Annotated in this window: 17 protein-coding genes and 1 pseudogene; 7 read left to right on the forward strand and 11 right to left on the reverse strand. The window is 66.1% G+C overall.

Annotation, left to right across the window (positions count from 1 at the left end; all coding sequences use genetic code 11):
• Nucleotides 1-271: 271 nt before the first annotated feature.
• The 5 genes from CHX26_RS02740 to CHX26_RS02760 all read left to right on the forward strand — a co-directional run bounded on the left by CHX26_RS02740 (nucleotide 272) and on the right by CHX26_RS02760 (nucleotide 5,972).
• Entirely contained in the window at nucleotides 272-1,939 is a 1,668-nt protein-coding gene (locus tag CHX26_RS02740) for a peptide MFS transporter (protein WP_104943212.1), read from the forward strand.
• A gap of 154 nt (nucleotides 1,940-2,093) precedes the next feature.
• The gene (locus tag CHX26_RS02745; protein WP_104943213.1) at nucleotides 2,094-3,458 is read left to right on the forward strand and encodes an amidohydrolase; all 1,365 of its coding nucleotides are present in this window, start codon (nucleotides 2,094-2,096) and stop codon (nucleotides 3,456-3,458) included.
• Nucleotides 3,455-4,774: an amidohydrolase family protein gene (locus CHX26_RS02750; RefSeq protein ID WP_104941049.1), complete on the forward strand. Its 1,320-nt coding sequence runs from the start codon at nucleotides 3,455-3,457 to the stop codon at nucleotides 4,772-4,774. The genes CHX26_RS02745 and CHX26_RS02750 overlap by 4 nt, the downstream gene beginning before the upstream one ends.
• Nucleotides 4,774-5,262 carry an FKBP-type peptidyl-prolyl cis-trans isomerase gene (locus CHX26_RS02755; protein WP_233997247.1) on the forward strand — a complete coding sequence of 163 codons (489 nt, stop codon included), beginning with the start codon at nucleotides 4,774-4,776 and terminating at the stop codon, nucleotides 5,260-5,262. Before CHX26_RS02750 ends, CHX26_RS02755 begins: the two co-directional genes overlap by 1 nt.
• 32 nt (nucleotides 5,263-5,294) lie before the next feature.
• Nucleotides 5,295-5,972 (forward strand): NnrU family protein, encoded by a 678-nt coding sequence (locus CHX26_RS02760; protein WP_104941050.1) that lies wholly within the window; start codon nucleotides 5,295-5,297, stop codon nucleotides 5,970-5,972.
• On the opposite strand, the gene CHX26_RS02765 is transcribed toward CHX26_RS02760, so the two are convergent.
• Nucleotides 5,973-6,779: a crotonase/enoyl-CoA hydratase family protein gene (locus CHX26_RS02765; protein ID WP_104941051.1), complete on the reverse strand. Its 807-nt coding sequence runs from the start codon at nucleotides 6,777-6,779 to the stop codon at nucleotides 5,973-5,975. It abuts the gene before it with no gap.
• A gap of 155 nt (nucleotides 6,780-6,934) precedes the next feature.
• Between CHX26_RS02765 and CHX26_RS02770 the strand changes: the two genes are divergently transcribed.
• Nucleotides 6,935-7,900, forward strand: coding sequence for an MlaA family lipoprotein (locus CHX26_RS02770; protein WP_104941052.1), 966 nt, complete (start codon nucleotides 6,935-6,937; stop codon nucleotides 7,898-7,900).
• Here the strand turns inward: CHX26_RS02770 and CHX26_RS02775 are convergent.
• The 8 genes from CHX26_RS02775 to rpe form a co-directional block, all read right to left on the reverse strand.
• The gene (locus CHX26_RS02775; RefSeq protein WP_104941053.1) at nucleotides 7,884-8,318 is read right to left on the reverse strand and encodes a hypothetical protein; all 435 of its coding nucleotides are present in this window, start codon (nucleotides 8,316-8,318) and stop codon (nucleotides 7,884-7,886) included. The two genes, CHX26_RS02770 and CHX26_RS02775, sit on opposite strands and share 17 nt — an antisense overlap.
• A 13-nt stretch (nucleotides 8,319-8,331) precedes the next feature.
• Nucleotides 8,332-10,275 carry a 1-deoxy-D-xylulose-5-phosphate synthase gene (dxs, locus tag CHX26_RS02780; protein ID WP_104941054.1) on the reverse strand — a complete coding sequence of 648 codons (1,944 nt, stop codon included), beginning with the start codon at nucleotides 10,273-10,275 and terminating at the stop codon, nucleotides 8,332-8,334.
• 190 nt (nucleotides 10,276-10,465) lie between these two features.
• Nucleotides 10,466-10,930 carry a Fur family transcriptional regulator gene (locus CHX26_RS02785; protein WP_104941055.1) on the reverse strand — a complete coding sequence of 155 codons (465 nt, stop codon included), beginning with the start codon at nucleotides 10,928-10,930 and terminating at the stop codon, nucleotides 10,466-10,468.
• 57 nt (nucleotides 10,931-10,987) lie between these two features.
• Nucleotides 10,988-11,671 (reverse strand): peptide-methionine (S)-S-oxide reductase MsrA, encoded by a 684-nt coding sequence (msrA, locus tag CHX26_RS02790; protein ID WP_104941056.1) that lies wholly within the window; start codon nucleotides 11,669-11,671, stop codon nucleotides 10,988-10,990.
• Complete coding sequence (locus tag CHX26_RS02795) at nucleotides 11,668-11,859, reverse strand: hypothetical protein (protein WP_104941057.1); 192 nt, start codon at nucleotides 11,857-11,859, stop codon at nucleotides 11,668-11,670. Before CHX26_RS02795 ends, msrA begins: the two co-directional genes overlap by 4 nt.
• 285 nt (nucleotides 11,860-12,144) lie before the next feature.
• The gene (gene purH, locus CHX26_RS02800) at nucleotides 12,145-13,743 is read right to left on the reverse strand and encodes a bifunctional phosphoribosylaminoimidazolecarboxamide formyltransferase/IMP cyclohydrolase (RefSeq protein WP_104941058.1); all 1,599 of its coding nucleotides are present in this window, start codon (nucleotides 13,741-13,743) and stop codon (nucleotides 12,145-12,147) included.
• 9 nt (nucleotides 13,744-13,752) lie between these two features.
• Nucleotides 13,753-15,630, reverse strand: a complete 1,878-nt coding sequence (locus tag CHX26_RS02805; protein ID WP_104941059.1) for a heparinase II/III family protein — start codon at nucleotides 15,628-15,630, stop codon at nucleotides 13,753-13,755.
• The gene (gene rpe / locus CHX26_RS02810) at nucleotides 15,630-16,292 is read right to left on the reverse strand and encodes a ribulose-phosphate 3-epimerase (RefSeq protein ID WP_104941060.1); all 663 of its coding nucleotides are present in this window, start codon (nucleotides 16,290-16,292) and stop codon (nucleotides 15,630-15,632) included. Before rpe ends, CHX26_RS02805 begins: the two co-directional genes overlap by 1 nt.
• Nucleotides 16,293-16,525: 233 nt before the next feature.
• On the opposite strand from rpe, the gene CHX26_RS02815 reads away from it, so the two are divergent.
• A complete protein-coding gene (locus CHX26_RS02815) occupies nucleotides 16,526-17,083 on the forward strand; it encodes a DUF2141 domain-containing protein (RefSeq protein ID WP_104941061.1) in 558 nt (185 codons plus the stop codon).
• A gap of 24 nt (nucleotides 17,084-17,107) precedes the next feature.
• Here the strand turns inward: CHX26_RS02815 and CHX26_RS02820 are convergent.
• Together CHX26_RS02820 and CHX26_RS02825 are read right to left on the reverse strand one after the other, a co-directional pair.
• Nucleotides 17,108-18,036, reverse strand: a pseudogene (locus CHX26_RS02820) (hypothetical protein).
• Nucleotides 18,033-19,064 carry a diacylglycerol/lipid kinase family protein gene (locus CHX26_RS02825; protein WP_104941062.1) on the reverse strand — a complete coding sequence of 344 codons (1,032 nt, stop codon included), beginning with the start codon at nucleotides 19,062-19,064 and terminating at the stop codon, nucleotides 18,033-18,035. The pseudogene CHX26_RS02820 and the gene CHX26_RS02825 overlap by 4 nt, the downstream one beginning before the upstream one ends.
• Between the last annotated feature and the right edge of the window lie 180 nt (nucleotides 19,065-19,244).

Raw genomic sequence — 19,244 nt, forward strand, 5'->3', positions numbered from 1 at the left:
GCGGTCAATTTGTTTGCGTGCCCGCCTACGCGGGCACATCCTCGGCGAGTCTCCGTCGCTGCGCGCCGGATCGCCTGCGGGCGCGCGGTCGCGCTTGCGGCCCGTCCGTTGGCGGGCCGGTGTTATGCGCCAACACTCTAGCGTAAACGGCATTCCGTTACGCGCCTACGCAACAAAAGCTTCACACGGGCGCAAGAGGCGCTAGGGTGCGCTCCCATTGCGGTGGTGTGGTGAGGCACCTCCCCCAAACCATTCGATGGGGATCGAATTCATGATGGATATTTCGCTGTGGGGTTACGGTGAGTGGGCCGCGACCGTGGCCACTCTCGTGCTCGGCGCCTTTCTGATCGGGGGCGCATGGGCCGTCACCCGTCCGGGCGAGGAGGTTCTGGGACACCCCAAGGGCCTCTACATGCTGTTCTTCGCCGAGATGTGGGAGCGTTTTTCCTACTACGGGATGCGCGCGCTGCTGACGCTCTATCTCGTCAAGCACTGGCTCTATTCCGACGGCAGCGCCAACCTGATCTACGGTGCCTATACCTCGCTGGTCTACGTGACCCCGGTGCTGGGCGGATGGCTCGCTGACCGCTATCTCGGGCAGCGCAAGGCGGTGGTGTTCGGCGCTGTGCTGCTGACGCTGGGCCATTTCTTCATGGCTTTCGAGGGCGACGGATCGGGTTACGGCAACGACCCCACGCTCAACGTCTTCTGGCTGGCACTGGCGCTGATCATCGTCGGCTCGGGCTTCCTGAAGGCGAACATCTCCGTGCTGGTCGGGCAGCTCTACAGCCGCACCGACATCCGCCGCGACAGTGCCTACACGATCTTCTACATGGGGATTAACCTTGGCGCGACCTGCGGCGTGTTGATCGCCGCCTTCCTGGGCGAAACGGTCAGCTGGGCGCTGGGCTTCGGTCTTGCCGGTGTCGGCATGTTGCTGGGTCTGGTCGTGTTCGTGGCGGGCAAGTCGCTGCTGCGCGGCAACGGGGAATCGCCGGTGCCTGCCAAGCTCAAGGAAAAGGTTGCCGGGATCAATCTCGAATGGCTGCTCTATGCGGTTGGTTTTGCCGGCGTTGCGGTGATCTGGGTGCTGATCCAGTTTCAGGAAACGGTCGGCTGGATTCTGCTCGCATCGGGCGCTGCCCTGCTGGTCTATGTGCTGATCGAAGCCTTCAAACTCGACAATGACGCGCGTGACCGGGTATTCGCGATGATCTTTCTGATCCTGCTGATGCCGCTGTTCTGGGGTCTGTTCGAACAGGCGGGCGGGTCATTGAACCTGTTTACCGATCGCCATGTCGATCGCGGCAGCGTGCCGACGACCTTCTTCCAGTCCATCAACTCGATCTACATCATCCTGCTCGGCCCGGTCTTCGTCGGGCTATGGCAGTTCCTCGCCCGGCGCGGGATCGAGCCTTCGACCCCGGCCAAGATGGGCCTCGGGATCGTGCAGATGGGCCTCGCTTTCGTTGTGATGGTGTGGGGGGCTGAAACCTTCAACGTCACCAATGCGGCGGGCGAAAACCTGATGCCGGTGCTGTTCCTGTTCATCTTCTACCTGCTGGCCACCACCGGCGAGCTGTGCCTGTCGCCGGTCGGCCTGTCGGCGATCAACCGCCTGTCGGCGCGCCACATGGCAAGCCTCATGATGGCGGCGTTCTTCTTCGGCACCGCGGGCGGCAATTTCGTCGCCGGCTTCATGGGCTCGCTGATGGGCGAGGGCGAAGGCGGCAACATGACCCGCGAGGGCGCGCTGGAGGCCTATTGGACCATGGGTCTGGTGGCGACCGGCATCGGCATCGTGATCGTGCTGGTCAGTCCGCTGATCAAGAAGCTGATGCACCTCGACACCCTGCGCGACGACAATCTCGCGGGCGATGCCGAACTGGGCGAGGCACAGGCGGCGGGCATTCATCCCGCTGCTCGTCCGGCCGAGTGATCAGCCTGACACGCTAATCGACAAGCGACATGGACACTCTCCCGTTTTCCCGTCACACCATGTGACCGGGAAACGGGAAGGGGCTATAATGTCGTCACATCATCCGCTGCGAGCGCGCATGAGCGCGCTTGTCACGTTCGCCAGCGCATTGGCCATGGTCGCCAGCGCCTCCGGGATCAATGCCCGCGAGAAAGACAGGAAGAAGGACAAGGACGAGGCCGCCCCGCCCACTCTTGTCGCCAAGAAGGAATCCGAGGGCGTCTTCCCCTCGACCTACAGGCCCTATCCCAACATCGCCACCGCGATCCGCGGCGCGACGATCTATGACGGCAAGGGCGGCAAGATCGAAAACGGCGTGGTGTTCATGTCCGGCGGGAAGATCGTTTCTGTCGGCGGGCCGGACACCGCGATCCCGGCCGACATCGCGGTGTTCGATGGCGCGGGCAAGTTCGTCACCCCCGGCATTATCGACATCCACTCGCACCTTGGCGATTACCCCTCGCCCGGGGTCGATGCGCATTCGGATGGCAACGAGGCGACCAGCCCGACCACGCCCGAAGTCTGGGCCGAACATTCGGTCTGGCCGCAAGACCCCGGCTTTGCCCGCGCGCTCGCCAATGGCGGGGTGACGGCACTGCAAATCCTGCCCGGATCGGCCAACCTGATGGGTGGACGCTCGGTCACGCTCAAGAACGTGCCGGCGCGCACCATGCAGGGCATGAAGTTCCCCGGCGCGCCCTATGGCCTCAAGATGGCCTGCGGGGAGAACCCCAAGCGTGTCTATGGCAGCCGTGGGCGGATGCCCTCGACCCGGATGGGCAACATCGCCGTCAACCGCGAAACCTGGCTGGACGCGATCGACTACGCCAACAACAAGGACGCCAAGCGCGACATCGGCAAGGAGACGCTGGTCGGCGTGCTGAAGGGCGAGATCCTCGTTCACAACCACTGCTACCGCGCCGACGAAATGGCGCTGGTGATGGATATGGCCAAGGAGATGGGTTACCGCGTCTCGACTTTCCACCATGCGGTTGAAGCCTACAAGATCGGCGACCTGCTGCGCGAAAACGGCGTGTGCAGCGCGATCTGGGCCGATTGGTATGGCTTCAAGATGGAAAGCTATGACGGCATCCTCGAAAATGCCGCCTTCCTCCAGCGCGAAGGTGCCTGCGTGGTGATCCATTCGGATGACGCGAACGACATCCAGCGATTGAATCAGGAAGCGCGCAAGGCGCAGAAGGCGGGCCTTCGCCTTGGTATCGACATCTCCGATGCGACCGCGATCCAGTGGATCACTCTCAACGCGGCCAAGGCGATGGGCATCGACCATCTCACCGGCAGCCTTGAACAGGGCAAGATGGCCGACGTGGTGCTGTGGAACGGCGACCCGCTCAGCGTCTATTCGCGGCCTGAAAAGGTCTGGATCGACGGCGCGCTGATGTTCGATGCGCTCGATCCCAAGATGCGTCCGGTGAGCGATTTCGAGCTCGGCCAGCCCGGTGAAGGAGATGTGAAATGAAGCGGTTTGCGAGCTGTGGCCTGAGCGCCCTTGCCGTTTTCACTGCCATCACCGCCCCGGCGATGGCGCAGGACGTGACCATCACCAACGCCCGGCTGGTGCTGGGCGATGGCGGTGCGCCGATCGACAATGGCACCGTGGTGGTGCGTGGGGGCAGTGTGGTCTATGCTGGCCCGGCAAGCGGCGCTCCGGCGGGCGGCACGGCGGTGGACGCCAAGGGCGCGTGGGTCACCCCCGGCCTGTTTGCCACCTTGACCACGCTGGGTCTCGCCGATGTTTCGGCGGTGGGCGAAAGCAACGACATCACCGCTGGCGGTGCGCCTTTCAGCGCGGCGCTGGATGCGGCGACGAGCATCAACCCGACGTCGCAGCACATCCTCGTCCACAAGGCCGCCGGGATAACCCGCGCCGCGACGACGATGCGCCCTTCGGGCTCGATCTTTGCCGGGCAGGGTGCGATCATCGACCTTGATGGCGATCCGCGCCCGGTGATTCAGGCGCGCGCCTTCCAGATGATCAATCTCGGCGAAGGCGGAGCCGCCCGCGCCGGTGGCAGCCGCCCGGCGGCGCATGCGCTGCTGCGCGCTGCCTTGCGCGAGGCGCAGGCGCTGGCGGGCAAACCCGGCCTGCCAGAGACCACGGAAATCGCCAAGGGCGACGACGTGCTGCTCAGCCGGTTCGATGCCGAGGCGCTGGTGCCGGTGGTGACAGGGCGGCAGAAACTCTACGTCGAAGTGGACCGCATGGCCGATATCCGCGCCGTGCTGGCTCTGAAGCAGGAATATCCCCGCCTTGATCTGGTGCTGGTCGGCGCGACCGAAGGCTGGCTGGTGGCGCGTGACATTGCTGCGGCAGGCGTACCGGTGATTGCCAACGGGTTGACCGACCTGCCCGAGACTTTCGAGCAATTGGGCGCGACCCAGTCCAATGCCGGCCGGTTGGCCCGTGCCGGGGTGAAGGTGGCGATCAATGCTTCGACCATGCAGGATCCGCGCCGCTTGCAGCAGGTGGCGGGCAACCTTGTCGCCCTGAACCGCGTGCCGGGGGCGGCAGGGATGGAGTGGGGCAAGGCCTTCGCCGCGATCAGTTCCGTCCCCGCCGAAATCAGCGGCATGGGCGGAAAGGCCGGCGTGCTCACGCCCGGTGCGCTGGGTGACGTGGTGATTTGGGACGGTGATCCGCTCGAAGTCGGTTCCGTCCCGACCCGGGTCTGGATCGGCGGGATCAGTCAGGATCTCACCAACCACCAGACCCGCTTGCGTGATCGCTACAACGACCTTGACGAAAGCGCCCGGCCCAAGGCTTACGACTGGTAATGATGCCGAACCTCAAGCTCCTTTCCGCCGCGCTGGGCGGCGCGCTGCTGCTCGCGGCGCAACCGGCTGCAGCGCAAGACGATCATGCCCAGGACCCCGCCTGGCATACGCAGCAGCAGCTCTATCTGCTGGGCCTGACCCCGGCTGATGGCTGGCACTTCATCGATGGCGGGGTGCGCTGGCGCTGGGTGAAATACCTCGCATCCGACCGCAAGCCCACTGTCGCCGATGTCGTTACGGTGCATTATGAAGGCCGCCTGATCGACGGAACGGTGTTCGACAGTTCCTATCCGCGCGGGGAGCCAGCCACCTTCCCGCTGGGGCGGCTGGTCAAGGGCTGGCAGATGGCCATCCCGCAAATGGGCGTGGGCGAGACGATCGAAATCGCGATCCCTGCCGATCTCGCCTATGGGCCGGTCGGACGCGGGCCGATCCCCGGCAATGCGACCCTGGTTTTCACAGTGGAACTGATCGCCATCGCAGAGTAGCCTCGCTCCCGCATTTGGGGGAGGGATCGACCATGGACGAAGGCATCTGGAATCTCGTTGCGGCAAATGTCGCCTTTGTCGGCAGTCACTTTGCCATGTCGCACCCGCTGCGGGCGCCGATGGTGAAGGCGCTGGGCGAGAAAGGCTTTTCGCTCGCCTATACCGCCGTCAGCTTCGCCGCGCTGGGATGGGTCTATTTCGCCTTCCTCGCTGCACCGGGATCAGACTTGCCGGGTTCGGGCGAGGCGGGCTGGATCATCGCCACTGTGCTGACATGGCCCGCAATGGTGCTGCTGGCGGGCTCTTTCGTGGGCAACCCCGCGCTGCCCACCCCGATGGCGGAACAGCAGACCCGCGCCGAGCCCAAGGGCGCGCTGCGCGTCACCCGTCACCCGATGATGTGGGGGATCGGGTTATGGGCGATATCCCACATGGCGCTGTTCTGGAGCACGCGGACAATGATCACCGCGCTCGCGATGGGCGTGCTGGCGCTGGTGGGCGCCCGGCTTCAGGACGCCAAGAAGGAAGCGCTGATGGGCGCGGCCTGGGCCGAGTGGGAGCGCAAGACGAGCTACTGGCCGCGCTGGGGCCAGCTTTTCCGCGTCGGCGCGGTACCGCTGATTGCCGGGACCGTGCTGTGGCTGGCGGGAAGCTGGATGCACCTGTGGCGTGCGGACATCCCGGCAGGGGTGTTCCGCTGGCTGGGTTGACTACTCGCCCCTGAATACCGCCGCGCGCTTTTCGATCAGCGCGGCAACCCCCTCGGCATGGTCGGCGGTGGTGTGCATCATCGCCTGCGTATTTGCTGCCATTTCCAGCGCGGTGTCGTAGCTCACCTGTTGTCCCTGCCGCAGCAGGTTCTTGGTGTGGCGCAGCGCGTGGGGCGGGAGCAGGGCGATCTTCGCCGCCAGCGCGCGGGCTTCGTCCATCAGCGCCTCAGGGGCGACCACGCGGCTGGCCAGACCCCACTCCTTCGCGGTCGCGGCGTCGATCACGTCGCCGGTGTAGAACAGTTCTGCCGCGCGGCTCATCCCGATCACGCGGGGCAGGATCCAGGTGCCGCCATCGCCGGGGATGATCCCCAATTTGAGGAAGGTCACCCCGAACTTCGCCGTTTCGCTGGCGATGCGGATATCGGCAAGGCAGGCGACATCGCAGCCCAGCCCGATCGCCGGGCCGTTGACCGCCGCGATTACCGGCACGCGCAGGCCATAAAGGGCGCGCAGCATCTGGTGGATATTGTCGCGGTAGCCGTCGGAAATCGCCGGGGTGGTGCCGCCGAAAGTGCCGGTCTTGTCGCGCATCGCCTTGATGTCGCCGCCCGCGCTGAAGGCCCGCCCCGCGCCGGTCAGAATCACCACCCGGCATTCCATGTCGCGGTTGATCGCGTTCGCCACACGCACAAACTCATCCCCGTCGCCCGGTGCGCCCAGCGGGTTCATGGTCTCCGCCCGGTCAAGCGTGAGGATCGTGACGGGGCCTTCCTTGGCGATCTGGATCAGGGACGTTTCCGGCATCGGGGCAACCTTGCACAATTGCGACAATCAGTTCAGCCTGCGTATAGGCGGGCGGTATCAAGGGCAAGGTCACTGGCCTTGCGCCCCTTGCTATTGATAGGGTGAAGCGGAGAACCCGATTGCCGAGTCTTGCCCTGTTCGCCACCTCTCAACCAATGCTGAGTGCGGCGCTGGCGGCAACCGCGCCGCTGGTGCCTGTGCCGCAGGATGCAGGCATGGCCACGGTCGTGCCGATCGTGTGGAGCCTCGCTGCACAGGACAGCTCCCCGCCCGAAGGCGCACCGCTGCCTCAAGCCGATGCGCCCGACGAGGAAGTTACCGAAATCCTCGTCGAAGGTGCCTATGGCCCGCCCAAGGGCGATCCGGTCGAACAGTTCAACGCCGAAAGCTATCGCCTGACCCAGGCGGTCGATTCCGCATTGGTCGAGCCGGTCGCCTATGCCTATCGCGACGGTCTGCCCGAACCGATCCGCGATGGCCTGGGCAATGTCGTGCGCAATCTGGGCGAGCCGAGCAATGCCCTGAATTTCCTGTTGCAGGGCAAGGTCGGCAAGGCGTTCGAGACGCTGGGGCGGCTGGCGGTCAATTCGACGCTGGGGCTGGGCGGACTGTTCGATGTCGCGGGCAAATCGCGCATGAACCTGCCCTATCGCCGCAACGGCTTCGCCAACACTTTGGGCTATTACGGGGTCGGGCCGGGGGCCTATCTCTACCTGCCGGTGACCGGCGCGACGAGCGTGCGCGATCTGGCGGGCAGCACGCTCGATCAGGCGCTGCTGCCCTTCGTGGTCGGCAAACCCTTCAACCGCCCGGCCTATGCCGCGACCTATTTCGTGGTCAACGGCCTCGACCAGCGGCTGGAATTCGATGAGGAACTGGCCGCCATCGAAGCCTCGGATGATCCTTACGGGCTGCGCCGCGACACCTATCTCGAACGACGGCGGCGCGAGATTGCGGCGCTGAAGGGCGAGGTGCTGCCGGAGGACGAAGACGAGGATAGCGCGCTCGAGGAACTGGAAGCGCTGAAGAAGGCCGCTGCTGCGGCTGCGGCGCCTGCCGATGGCGCGACAATGGAACTGCCCGCCAATCCCGAGGCGTTGCTGATCACCCGCCCGCGTTAGAGCGAGCCAGATCGCACCAGCGCGCGAAGTTGCGCACCGTCAGCGGCCAGTCATGAGGCCATTCGGGCAGATCGTTCTCCGGAATGCCCAGCTGATCGGCCCAATCGCTGATCCAGTCCATCTCGATGTCGCCATCGTCGATATACAGATCGTGTTGCAGGTGATCGTCGGGGTGCGGCGTGAGGCGAGGTTCGACGTAGAACAACGCCTGCGCCCAGACGAAGCGGGCCGCCTCGGGCGAGCAATCCTGTGCCATCATCGCGAGGAATTCCGCCTCCGTCGGGTTGGGGCGGCGCGCGGCGACCCGGGCATGGGCCTTGCGAATGCTCAGGCCCGCCATGCCGAACACGATAGCCACGAAGGCGATGACAAACCCTGTCTTCGCGACCCATTCAGGAAGGCCGAGGATTTCGCCCAAAGGCGCGCGCCTCCTACGCCCGCACTTCCTCGCCCGTTTCGATCCCGGCAGAGTTGTGCTTGAGCGCCTTGAGCACGGTATCGACGATCTGCGGCGCGTTCAGCCCGGCCTCGTCATACTGCTTCATCGGATCGTCATGATCGATGAAGGTATCGGGCAGGCGCAGGGTGCGAACCTTCAGCCCGTTGTCGGTCAGGCCCTCGTCGCTCGCGAAGGTCAGCACATGCGCGCCGAGGCCCCCGATGGCGCCTTCCTCCACCGTCACGATCACTTCATGGGTGCGCATCAGCTTGGCGATCAGGTCTGCGTCCAGCGGCTTGGCAAAGCGCAGGTCGGCGACGGTGGTGGATAGCCCCTTGGCCTCCAGCGTGTCGGCGGCCTTCAGCGCCTCGGCCAGACGCGCGCCCAGCGACAGGATCGCCACCTTGCTGCCTTCGCGCACCAGGCGGCCCTTGCCGATTTCGAGCTTTACCGGAACTTCGGGCAGGGGAACGCCGGTGCCGTTGCCGCGCGGGTAGCGGAAGGCGATCGGGCCTTCGTCATACTCGGCGGCGGTATAGGTCATGTGGACCAGCTCGGCCTCATCGGCGGCGGCCATGACGACCATGTTCGGCAGGGTGGCGAGATAGGTGATGTCGAAGCTGCCCGCATGGGTCGCCCCGTCCGCCCCCACCAGCCCCGCGCGGTCGATCGCGAAGCGCACCGGCAGGTTCTGGATGCACACGTCATGCACCACCTGATCGTAAGCGCGCTGGAGGAAGGTGGAGTAAATCGCCGCGAAGGGCCGCATGCCTTCCGCCGCCAGACCCGCCGCGAAGGTCACGGCGTGCTGTTCGGCAATGCCGACGTCGAAGGTGCGGGTGGGGTGCGCCTTGGCGAACTTGTCCACCCCGGTGCCGCTCGGCATGGCGGCGGTGATTGCACAAATCTTGTCGTCAGTTTCGGCAAGCTTCGCCAGCGTCAGGCCGAACACGTCCTGATAGGCGGGTGCGCTGGGCGCGCTCTTGGCCTTTTCGCCGGTGACGACGTTGAACTTGGGCACGCCGTGATACTTGTCGGCGCTGTTTTCAGCCGGGGCATAGCCCTTGCCCTTTTCGGTCACGACATGGATCAGCACCGGGCCTTCGGAGGTGTCACGCACGTTCTCCAGCACGGGCAGCAGGTGATCGAGGTTATGCCCGTCAATCGGGCCGACATAGTAGAAGCCGAGTTCCTCGAACAAAGTCCCGCCGGTCACCATGCCGCGGGTGAATTCCTCGGCCTTGCCGACCGCATCGTGCAACCGTCGGCTCATCTTCTGGATCGCGCGGCTCGCGAGGCTGCGGATGCCAAGATATTCGGAGGACGACACCATCCGCGCGAGATAGGCGGACAGGCCTCCCACCGGCGGCGCAATCGACATGTCGTTGTCGTTGAGGATCACGATCAGCCGGTTGCCCGCCTGGGCTGCGTTGTTCATCGCTTCGTAGGCCATGCCGGCGCTCATCGAACCATCGCCGATCACGGCAATGCCCCGACCCGGTTCGCCCTTCAGCTTGTTGGCGATGGCAAAGCCGAGCGCCGCGCTGATCGAGGTGGAGGAATGCGCCGCGCCGAAGGGATCGTATTCACTCTCCGAACGCTTGGTGAAACCGGAGAGGCCCCCGCCCTGCCGCAGGGTGCGGATCCGGTCACGGCGGCCGGTGATGATCTTGTGCGGATAGCACTGATGCCCGACGTCCCACACCAGCTTGTCGTCAGGCGTGTTGAACACATAGTGGATCGCGACCGTCAGCTCGACCACGCCGAGCCCCGATCCCAGATGCCCGCCCGACGTGCTGACCGCGTCGATCATCTCGGCGCGCAGTTCATCGGCGAGCTGGCGGAGCTGTTCCGGCTTGAGGCGGCGAAGATCGTCGGGTGTGTTGACGAGATCAAGCAGCGGGGTCTTCGGGGGCGTGTGAGGCGATTGATTCATAACCCCCAGCCTTACACATGGAAATCAGGCCTGTCGATTGAAGGCTTGCGCCAGATCAAACGCGGTGTTCTTGGTTGCGTGCTCGCCTTGCGCGGGCACATCCTCGGTGCTGTTCCCTCCGCTACGCTACGGGGCACCTGCGGCTCGCGCGCGTGCGCTCGCGGCCCGTCCTGAGGCGGGCCGGGGAAATCTATGCACACCCCTTGCACAGCCCGCGGATCTCCAGCACCGGGCGTTCGGCCTTGAACTGGCGCGATGTGGCGATGGCCCGCACAGCGCGGCTCACGGTCTCGTCATCGACATGGGCGGCCTCACCGCATTCGTCGCACACCAGGAAGATGCAGTCATGCGCGCAGCCCGGATGGGTGTTGGCGAGATAGGCATTGGCGCTTTCGACCCGCATCGCGAGGTTGTTGGTCACGAACAGATCAAGGATGCGATAGACCGAATTGGGCGCCACCCGCTTGCCGCGCGCGGCCGAAAGATTGTCGGCGATGTCATAGGCCGAGACCGGGCGTTCGTGCCGCGCGAGTTCGGCGAACACCGCCTCACGCATTGAAGTCCACTGCTCCCCGCCGGACACCAGCGCCCGCGCCGCCTCCGCGATCAGATCCGCGCCGTGATGTTCGTGATGGGTGTGAGCGTGCGGTGCCATATCTGCCAATATAATCAGGCAAGCGGACAAGCGCCAGTGGCAGGAGTGGTCGGACGGCTACCTATCATCCTTCAGGAAGCTTGCCCGGTAATGCTGCGGGAACATCGCCTTCAATGCCGCCACCTTGGGCGCGTCCCAGCGCAGGATATAGCCGTGACGCGGGTTCTTCAGCATGAAATCCTGATGATAGGTTTCCGCCGGATAGAACGCCTTGTAGGGCTCGATCGCGGTGACGATCGGCTTCGACCACAGCCCCGATTTGCCGAGCTGGGCGATATAGGCCTTGGCGACCGCGGCCTGTTCGGCGTTGGTCGGCACGATGGCGCTGCGATAATGCGCGCCCACATCGGGGCCTTGGCGGTTCTTCAGTGTCGGATCGGCGACTACGGCGAAGAAGATCCGCAGCAACTGGTCGTAACGCACCACCGCGGGATCATAGGTGATGCGCACCGCCTCGGCGTGATCGGTGACGCCGGTGACAACGATATCGTATTTCGCGCTCGCCGCGTTGCCGCCGTGAAAGCCCGAAACGGCGCTGGTCACGCCCTTGACGTGGCTGAACACGCCCTCGACGCCCCAGAAACAGCCCCCTGCAAAAACGGCGGTCTTGAGACCTTTGGGCTCTTTGGCGATGCGGGTGGCGGCGGGGGTGGCAACTGCCTCTTCAGCCGCCACCGCCGGATCGGAGCAGGCGCTCAAAGCGAGCGAGCTGGCAAGGATCAGCGCGGCGAGGCGCTTCACCGGGCGCGCTCCGCCGGGGGAATCACGAAGTCAGCGGTCGGCTGGAGTGTCTCGGGCATGGTCGCCGCTTGCGCGGGAGATGACAGCGCCTCGTCCCAGGTGCGGGCATTGGCCCCGGCAACCAGCAGTGCGCCGAGCGCGAAGCCGATCGAGAAGTTGCGGACAAGGTCGGGCGAGAAGAGGCGCATCGGTGGTGCTCGTGATTCGTGTCGTTGTCTGTCCCGCCGTCCATGCCGCACGCGAAGTTGCGAGTGGATGAACGCGGGCATCAGGCCATGTTTCGGTTTGCGTTCACCCGAAGTTACGCGCCGCAGGGCAAATGGTTGCAGACAGCGCAGTACAAAGGGCCCTTCCATCCGGCCCAAACGGCCCAAACGGCCCAAAGGGCCGCAAGGCCGACCGGCCGCCCGCAGCTGCTCGCGCGAAGCGCGAAACGCAGCGAGGAGGAGGGCGCGGAGGCGCCCTCCCACACGTCAGTGCCTGAAATGCCGCATTCCGGTGAACACCATCGCCAGACCGGCCTCGTCGGCCGCGGCGATCACCTCGTCGTCGCGGATCGAGCCGCCCGGCTGGATCACCGCAGTCGCACCCGCCTCGGCCGCGGAGATCAGCCCGTCGGCGAAGGGGAAGAACGCGTCCGAGGCGACCGCGCTGCCTTGGGTGCGGGGGGCAGCCCAGCCATAGGTCTCGGCGGCTTCCTTGGCCTTGATTGCGGCAATGCGGGCGGAGTCGCGGCGGTTCATCTGGCCCGCGCCGATTCCCGCGGTCGCGCCGTCCTTGGCGTAAACAATCGCGTTGGATTTCACATGACGGGCGACCGTCCAGGCGAACAGGCAGTCCTTCATTTCCTGCTCCGTGGGTGCGCGTTTCGTCACCACCTTGAGATCATCCGCCGAAATCGCGCCATTGTCGCGCGACTGGATCAGCACGCCCCCGGCGATGGTCTTCATCGCCAGCCCGCCGCGACGTGGGTTCGGCAGCGCGCCGCATTCGAGCAGGCGCAGGTTCTTCTTCTTCGCGAAGATCTCCTTCGCCTCGGCAGAGACCGAGGGAGCGATCACCACCTCGGTGAAGATTGCCGAAATCGCCTCGGCGGTGGCGGCATCCAGCTCTGTATTGACCGCGACGATCCCGCCGAAGGCCGATACGGAATCGCACGCCAGCGCCGCTTCCCATGCCGCCAGCAACGAGCCGCCCTGTGCCACGCCGCAAGGATTGGCGTGCTTGACGATCACCACGGCAGGCTCCTGCCCGGCAAATTCCGCTGCGAGTTCCAGCGCCGCATCGGCATCGTTGAGGTTGTTGTAGCTGAGCTCCTTGCCCTGCAACTGCGCCGCCTGCGGAACCCCCGCCGTGCCTGCCACCTGCGGGACATAGATCGCCGCCGACTGGTGCGGGTTCTCGCCATAGCGCAGCGTGTCGGCACGCTTCAGGGCGATGGGCAGCGTGTCGGGGAAGGGGGTCGTCTCGCCTGCCGGATCGGCGAAGGCGAACCAACTGGCGATGGCCGAATCATAGGCGGCGGTGCGGGCATAGGCCTTGCCCGCCATGCGGGTGCGGAAGGCCTGCGTGGTCGCGCCGCCGTTCGCATCCATTTCCGCGATCAGTGTGGCATAGTCGGCCGGATCTGTGAGGATCGTCACAAAGCCGTGGTTCTTTGCCGCCGAACGCACCATCGACGGCCCGCCGATGTCGATATTCTCGATGATCTCCGCGCGGCTCGCGCCTTTGGCCACGGTCGCCTCGAAGGGATAGAGGTTGACCACCACCAGATCGATCGCACCGATCCCGTGGGCCTGCATAGCGGCGACGTGTTCGGCGTTGTCACGCAGGGCCAGCAGCCCGCCATGCACGGTGGGGTGGAGAGTCTTGACCCGCCCGTCCATCATTTCGGGAAAGCCGGTAAGGTCGGATACGTCCTTCACCGACAGCCCCGCATCGCGCAGGGCCTTGGCGGTGCCGCCGGTGCTGACCAGTTCCACGCCACGCTCCGCCAGAGCGCGCCCCAGATCGGCCAAACCGCTCTTGTCGGACACTGACAGCAGCGCCCGCTTGATCACACTGTCGCTCATTTCTGGACTCTACCCTGTTTTCCTTAGGCGCCAGGAGAATTGTCCCCCGCTGCGCAATGCCAGTCCCTCGATCACCAGCTGTTCCGTGGCGTGGGGGCGGCCATCGCCGTCGACCCACAGGCTGTCCTCGGCGTGCAAGGTGACCTCGTCGGCGCCCGCCCTATCCCCGCCGAGCCGGAATTGCCAGAGCCGACCGTCGGGCAGCAGCAGGCTGGCGCCGCGCCTGTCGGACGAAAGCTGCACCTCCACCCCGCGCCCGAGGTGAAAGCGCAGGGCAAAGCCGATCTTGCCGCGCTTGCCGCTCTTGCCGACGGGGACAAGGATATCCTCTCCCGCCAGTTCGGTGCCGTCGCCCGACAAGGTCAGGATCCGCTGGTGGGTAAGGCCGAAGCGGCTGGCATAGCCATCATGCGCGGCCTCGATCCGGGCTGCGTCGCGGACCCCGGGACGGGCGATCTGGCGGCGGTCGATCTCGACCGTCTCGACCCCCTTGCCGAGCTGGCCGTGGAGCAGGACGGCGGTGGAATTGGCATTGTCGAGCACTAGCGTCGAGAACGCGGCGGTCGCGCGCAGGCCCTGCCCGATGCGGGCGGGAACCTGTCCGCCTGCCAGTGCCGCGCCGCCGCAATTGACGATGATCCGCTGCGGCCCGTCGCTGAGTTCGAAGGCGAGGGTTGAGGCGCAGCCGGTGCGGGCATGACGCGCGCGGGGCGGCGGCGCGGTGTCGAACTGCAACAGGGTGTCACCCGCCTTGATCCGGGAGTAACCCCAGCTCGCGACATTGACGAGCGGTCGGGTGCGCACGCCCGATGCCTCGATCACGGCATTCACCCGGTCGGCGCTGATCGCCCCCTGCCCCTGCCAGCTGCCGAGCGCGCCGTCGCCGTGACGCAGCGCCAGCAAGGGCGGCACCAGCAATTCGCGCATCACGCCCAGCGCCGGGGGCGGGACAACCTCTGCCGCTTCATAGCAAGCGAGCAGATCGGTCAGCAGCCGGATTGCGTCCATCTGCGCCGCAGGGCAACGCGATAGCACGCCGCCATCCTCGCCAACCATGTCGCCCAGCGCCTTGACGAGGCCAGCCTCGCCGAACAGCCGCCGGGGCTTGCCATGGGGGAGCAGCAGGCCCGCTGCGACCACGCCCGCAAAAGCGGCAACCTGCCCGAAACCGGCCCCCTCGCGCGGGGCGCGCTTGTCGAGCCAGCCCGCAGTCTCGGCGATTGCCGCAAGCAGCCGCGATTTGAGGCTCTTGTCATGGCCGCCCAGCATCAGCGGCGCGTGCACCAGCCAGGCGACGAGCCGCAGACCGGCCAGCTCGGCATCCCAGGCTGGCCCCTTGCCGGGGATGCGGTGTGCGTGGAGCCACTGGCCTGCGATCCGCTCTGCCACCGGAGCCCCATCGGCGCGCGGCGCGCTGGCGGCGAGATCGGCGAGCCAGCTGAAGGAATGGAGCACCCGCTCCACGCCCGGCGCATGGTGCGCGGCGGGGGAAAAATCGAAGCTGGCAATCGGCAGACGCGCGCCGTGGATCAGGAAATGCCCGGCACGAAGGGCCGTGCCAGCGGCACGGTCACCCCGGTTGGGGCTTTCGACCGTCGCCAGTACCCGCAAGGCCTGCGGACGGCGGAACGGCGCGGCGATGGCATGGCCGGGAATCCCGATGCGATAGGCGAGCCGGATCAGCGCCTCGCCCGGCCCGGACTGCACCGCGATCACATCGGACAGCGCCAGCGCGCGTGACGGTTCTTCGGGCGGCGGCGCAGCGGGAGAAGCCTGTTCTGTCCCCGGCTCCCGTCCTGCCGCGAGCGTCAGCGCCGGGCTTTCGGCAACCCGTTCCACCAGCGCATCGGCGCGGGCGGCGGCCGGGGTGCGCAGCAGGGTCGCCATCAGCGCGCTCCCTTCAGGCTCGCGATATTGGCGGCGTAGTGATCCGGCCCGCCCTTGAAGGTAGCCGATCCCGCGACCAGCACATCGGCCCCCGCCTCCACGCACATCCGGGCGGTTTCGGCGTTCACGCCGCCATCGACTTCAAGGTGAATCGCGCGGCCCGAACGGGTGATCATCGACCGGATGCGGGCGACCTTTTCGAGCTGCGAGGGGATGAAGCTCTGCCCCCCAAAGCCGGGATTGACGCTCATCACCAGGATCAGGTCGGCCATGTCCATCAGATTGTCGAGCACCTCGACCGGCGTGCCGGGGTTGATGACGACGCCTGCCTTCTTGCCCAGCGCCTTGATCGCCTGAAGCGTGCGGTGGATATGCGGCCCGGCTTCGGGATGGACGGTGATGATGTCCGCCCCTGCTTCGGCAAAGGCGGCAAGATAGGGATCGACCGGGGCGATCATCAGGTGGACGTCGAAGGGCTTGTCGGTGTGCGGGCGCAGCGCCTTCACCACATCCGGGCCGATGGTGATGTTCGGCACGAAATGGCCGTCCATCACGTCGATATGGATCCAGTCCGCCCCGGCAGTGTCGATGGCGCGCACTTCCTCGCCCAGCCGGGCGAAATCGGCCGAGAGGATCGAAGGAGAAATCAAGGGTGCAGGCATGGCGCGGGCAATGGGCCTTTCTTGCGACGCTTGCCCTGCCATACGGGAGCCGCGAATCGGGGGACAAGGCGTGCGATCCGGCTTTTCCACCGCGATAGGGGGAAATCCGGGCGTTCTGGCGGGATTAAGCCCCAATTCAGGCCCGCTCTGTCATCCGGGGTTCCCATCACATGGCACACGCCCCCCTGCCGCGCTTGCGCGCCGAACCCTCTCCCCATAACCAAGAGACACCTATGACCGGTTTTCCGACTGCCCCCGCAACGTTCCGCCGCCGCTCCTTGCAGGCGGTGCTGCCTGCTGCCGCGGCCATCGCCGGCGCGCTGGTGCTGAGCGGGATATCGGCTGTCCCGGTGGCGGCCGAAGGCTTTGCCTATGCCCGCTCCGGCAACAACGACATGAGCCAGTGCGCCGCAGGCAAGGGGCCGGCGGTGCGGTTGACGGTGAGCGGCCTCAAGTCCTCGGAAGGCAATCTGTTCGTGCGGGCCTATCCGGCCAATCGTGACGACTGGCTCAAGTCCAAGCGTTACGTGATCCGCATCGATGCCCGGCCGCAGCCCGGCACCATGGCGGTGTGTGTTCCCCTGCCCGCCCCCGGTGAATATGCGATCGCGGTGCATCACGATGTCAATGGCAACCGCAAGTCCGATCTTTCGGACGGGGCGGGCATGTCGAACAATCCGGGGATCAGGAAGATCCTTGGCCTCGTTCCGCGCCCGCCTTCGGTCGAAAAGACGCGCTTCAGCATCGATGGCGGGGTGAGCCGGATGTCGATCGACGTCCAGTACATGTAGACCGCGCGGCTTAGCCGGAAGGGGTCAGGATTCCTCGCGCTGGCGGCGACGGTGGCGTCTGAGATCAAGCAGCACCTGCGGCGCGGCCAGCAGCGGGAAGCGTTCGCGCAAGGGCGTTACCTCGACCGGCATTCCGGTGTGGCGCTCGATCTTCCAGGCGGCATAGCGCGCCGCGCCCTCGAAGGTGGTGCTGGCCTTGACCAGCCGGAGCAGGTTCCAGGGCTTGCCGAGCCGCCGCCGCCGCTTCCACCAGCGCAGGATGCGCTTGCGTGATGCGTTCGGCATGGTCGGGTGCAGCCGCGCGCCGTCCTGCCGGGGGACAATGCCTGCTGCCGCCATCGCCAATGGCAGCAATCCGGCGAAGTGGGCTTCGTTGACACTGAGAATGTCGTTCTCGCGCCCGCCCTTCTCGACCCGGAATTCGGCCGCATAGGTCGCGCGGAACAGCGCCCGCCAGTAGTCTTCCGCCGTGCCGCTTGTCGGCCCCAGCGCCGTGGCGAGCCGGGCAGCGGTGACGGCGGCCGCAGCGATGGCGGCTGTCACCGCTTCCCGCGCCGCCTCGTCTTCGACCCAGACCAGTGCGCTGGGCTGGACGAACCGCGCCCAGATGGTGGTGTCGGTGAGTTCGCCGCTGGCCGCGCGGGCGAAGGTTGCAAGGGTCATGGTGGCGATCTTGGCGCGCAGGGTGAGCTGTCCCGCCCCGTCAGCGTGCTCGCGCTCCCGATAACTGACCGTCGGCCAGATCATGGCCTCGCGGGTGCCGGGCAGCAGGACGTAGAAATCGAGCACGCCCTCCAGCGAGCCGGTTCGCAGGTTCGATCCGTAGAACAGCACAGCGCGCGCGCGCCCGCAGCTTCGGCCAGCGTGCGGGCGAAGGTGGCAACCGCAGGATCGACTGGGGCGGAAAGGCGCTCGGCGATCCTCTCGGCCAGGGCCGAAAGCGCGCGGGTCATGGGGCGACGAAGGCTAGCTCCGGGCCTTGCTCGATCCGGTAATGGCCCGCCGGAAATGCCTCGCCGTCGAGAATGAACTGATCCTCGATTGCAAGGCTGAACTGGGTTGCGGCAAGCTGGTGAATGCCGCGTTCGCGCAGGCCGTTTCTGAGCCTGCCGGTCAGCACAAGCGGGATCAGCGCCGTGGTGCGACGCGAAATCTGGTCGATCGCCGCCAGCTTGAGCCCGCTCCTGAGCGCGCCGAAGGGATTGATCCCGGCAGGCAGCCGTTCGAGGGTCGAGGCAAACAGCAACTGGCGCATGGCAGGATCGCCGTGGCCGCTATGGGCCATCGGCGCATCGGCCGCGCCAAGGCCGATCCGCATCCTTGCGCCTTGTCGCCAGGGGTTGCTGCGGGTGGCGAACAGCGATTGCAGCAGCGCCCACAGGCCGGTCACGGCGACCACCATGCTGTCAAAGGCGCCCAGCTTGTGCGCGCTCTGCCCTGCCTGGGTCGCCTTGGTGAAGGCCCCCGCGCCCAGGATAAAACCCGCCACGCGTGAGCCCGGTTCCTCGATCCGCGCAACCGTCATCGGGCGGCGATGGACGCGGCTGCCATGATCAAGCGCATCAATTGCGTCCTGCAAGGTCCAGTCGTCCGGCACGCCGAGATCGACGGTCAGCGCGTTGGTCTTGCCCTTGGGCAGCACGGCGATGGCCGGCCAATCGTCCCCGAAGATCGCCTGCCCGCAAGTCAGCACGTCGCGCACCGTACCATCGCCGCCGTTGATGACGAGCAGATCGATGCCCTTGGCGGCGAAATCGGCCAGCGCCACCGGCAATTGCCCGCGTTCGCGTGGCTGGGCGATGTGGACGTGCGGACACAGGCCGCAGTCGAAATCGGCGCCGAGATTGCGGTGGCTGCGCGGATTGTAGATCACGCCGACCGTAGGCGCTTGCCCGGCGTCGCGGATCGGGCGCACCCGCGCGCGCGCGCCCACAGGGTCGGCCCGGGGAATCTGCGCGAATTCGTAGATCGACGTTGCCATGGGCGTGCTATACTTGTCGAAATACTAACTTTCTACCGCAATCTTGTCCCTGAACTGTAACGGAGCGGGTGCCGGCTCCGCTGCCAACCGCGCTCGGCGCGGGGCCGGGAGGTGCGCTTTTCTCTACGGGATCGGAGCGCCGCAATGATTATTTCAGAGACGGCAGGGGCAACTTATGTT

Origin of the sequence: Porphyrobacter sp. HT-58-2 (genome assembly GCF_002952215.1) — a bacterium.
Taxonomy (GTDB): domain Bacteria; phylum Pseudomonadota; class Alphaproteobacteria; order Sphingomonadales; family Sphingomonadaceae; genus Erythrobacter.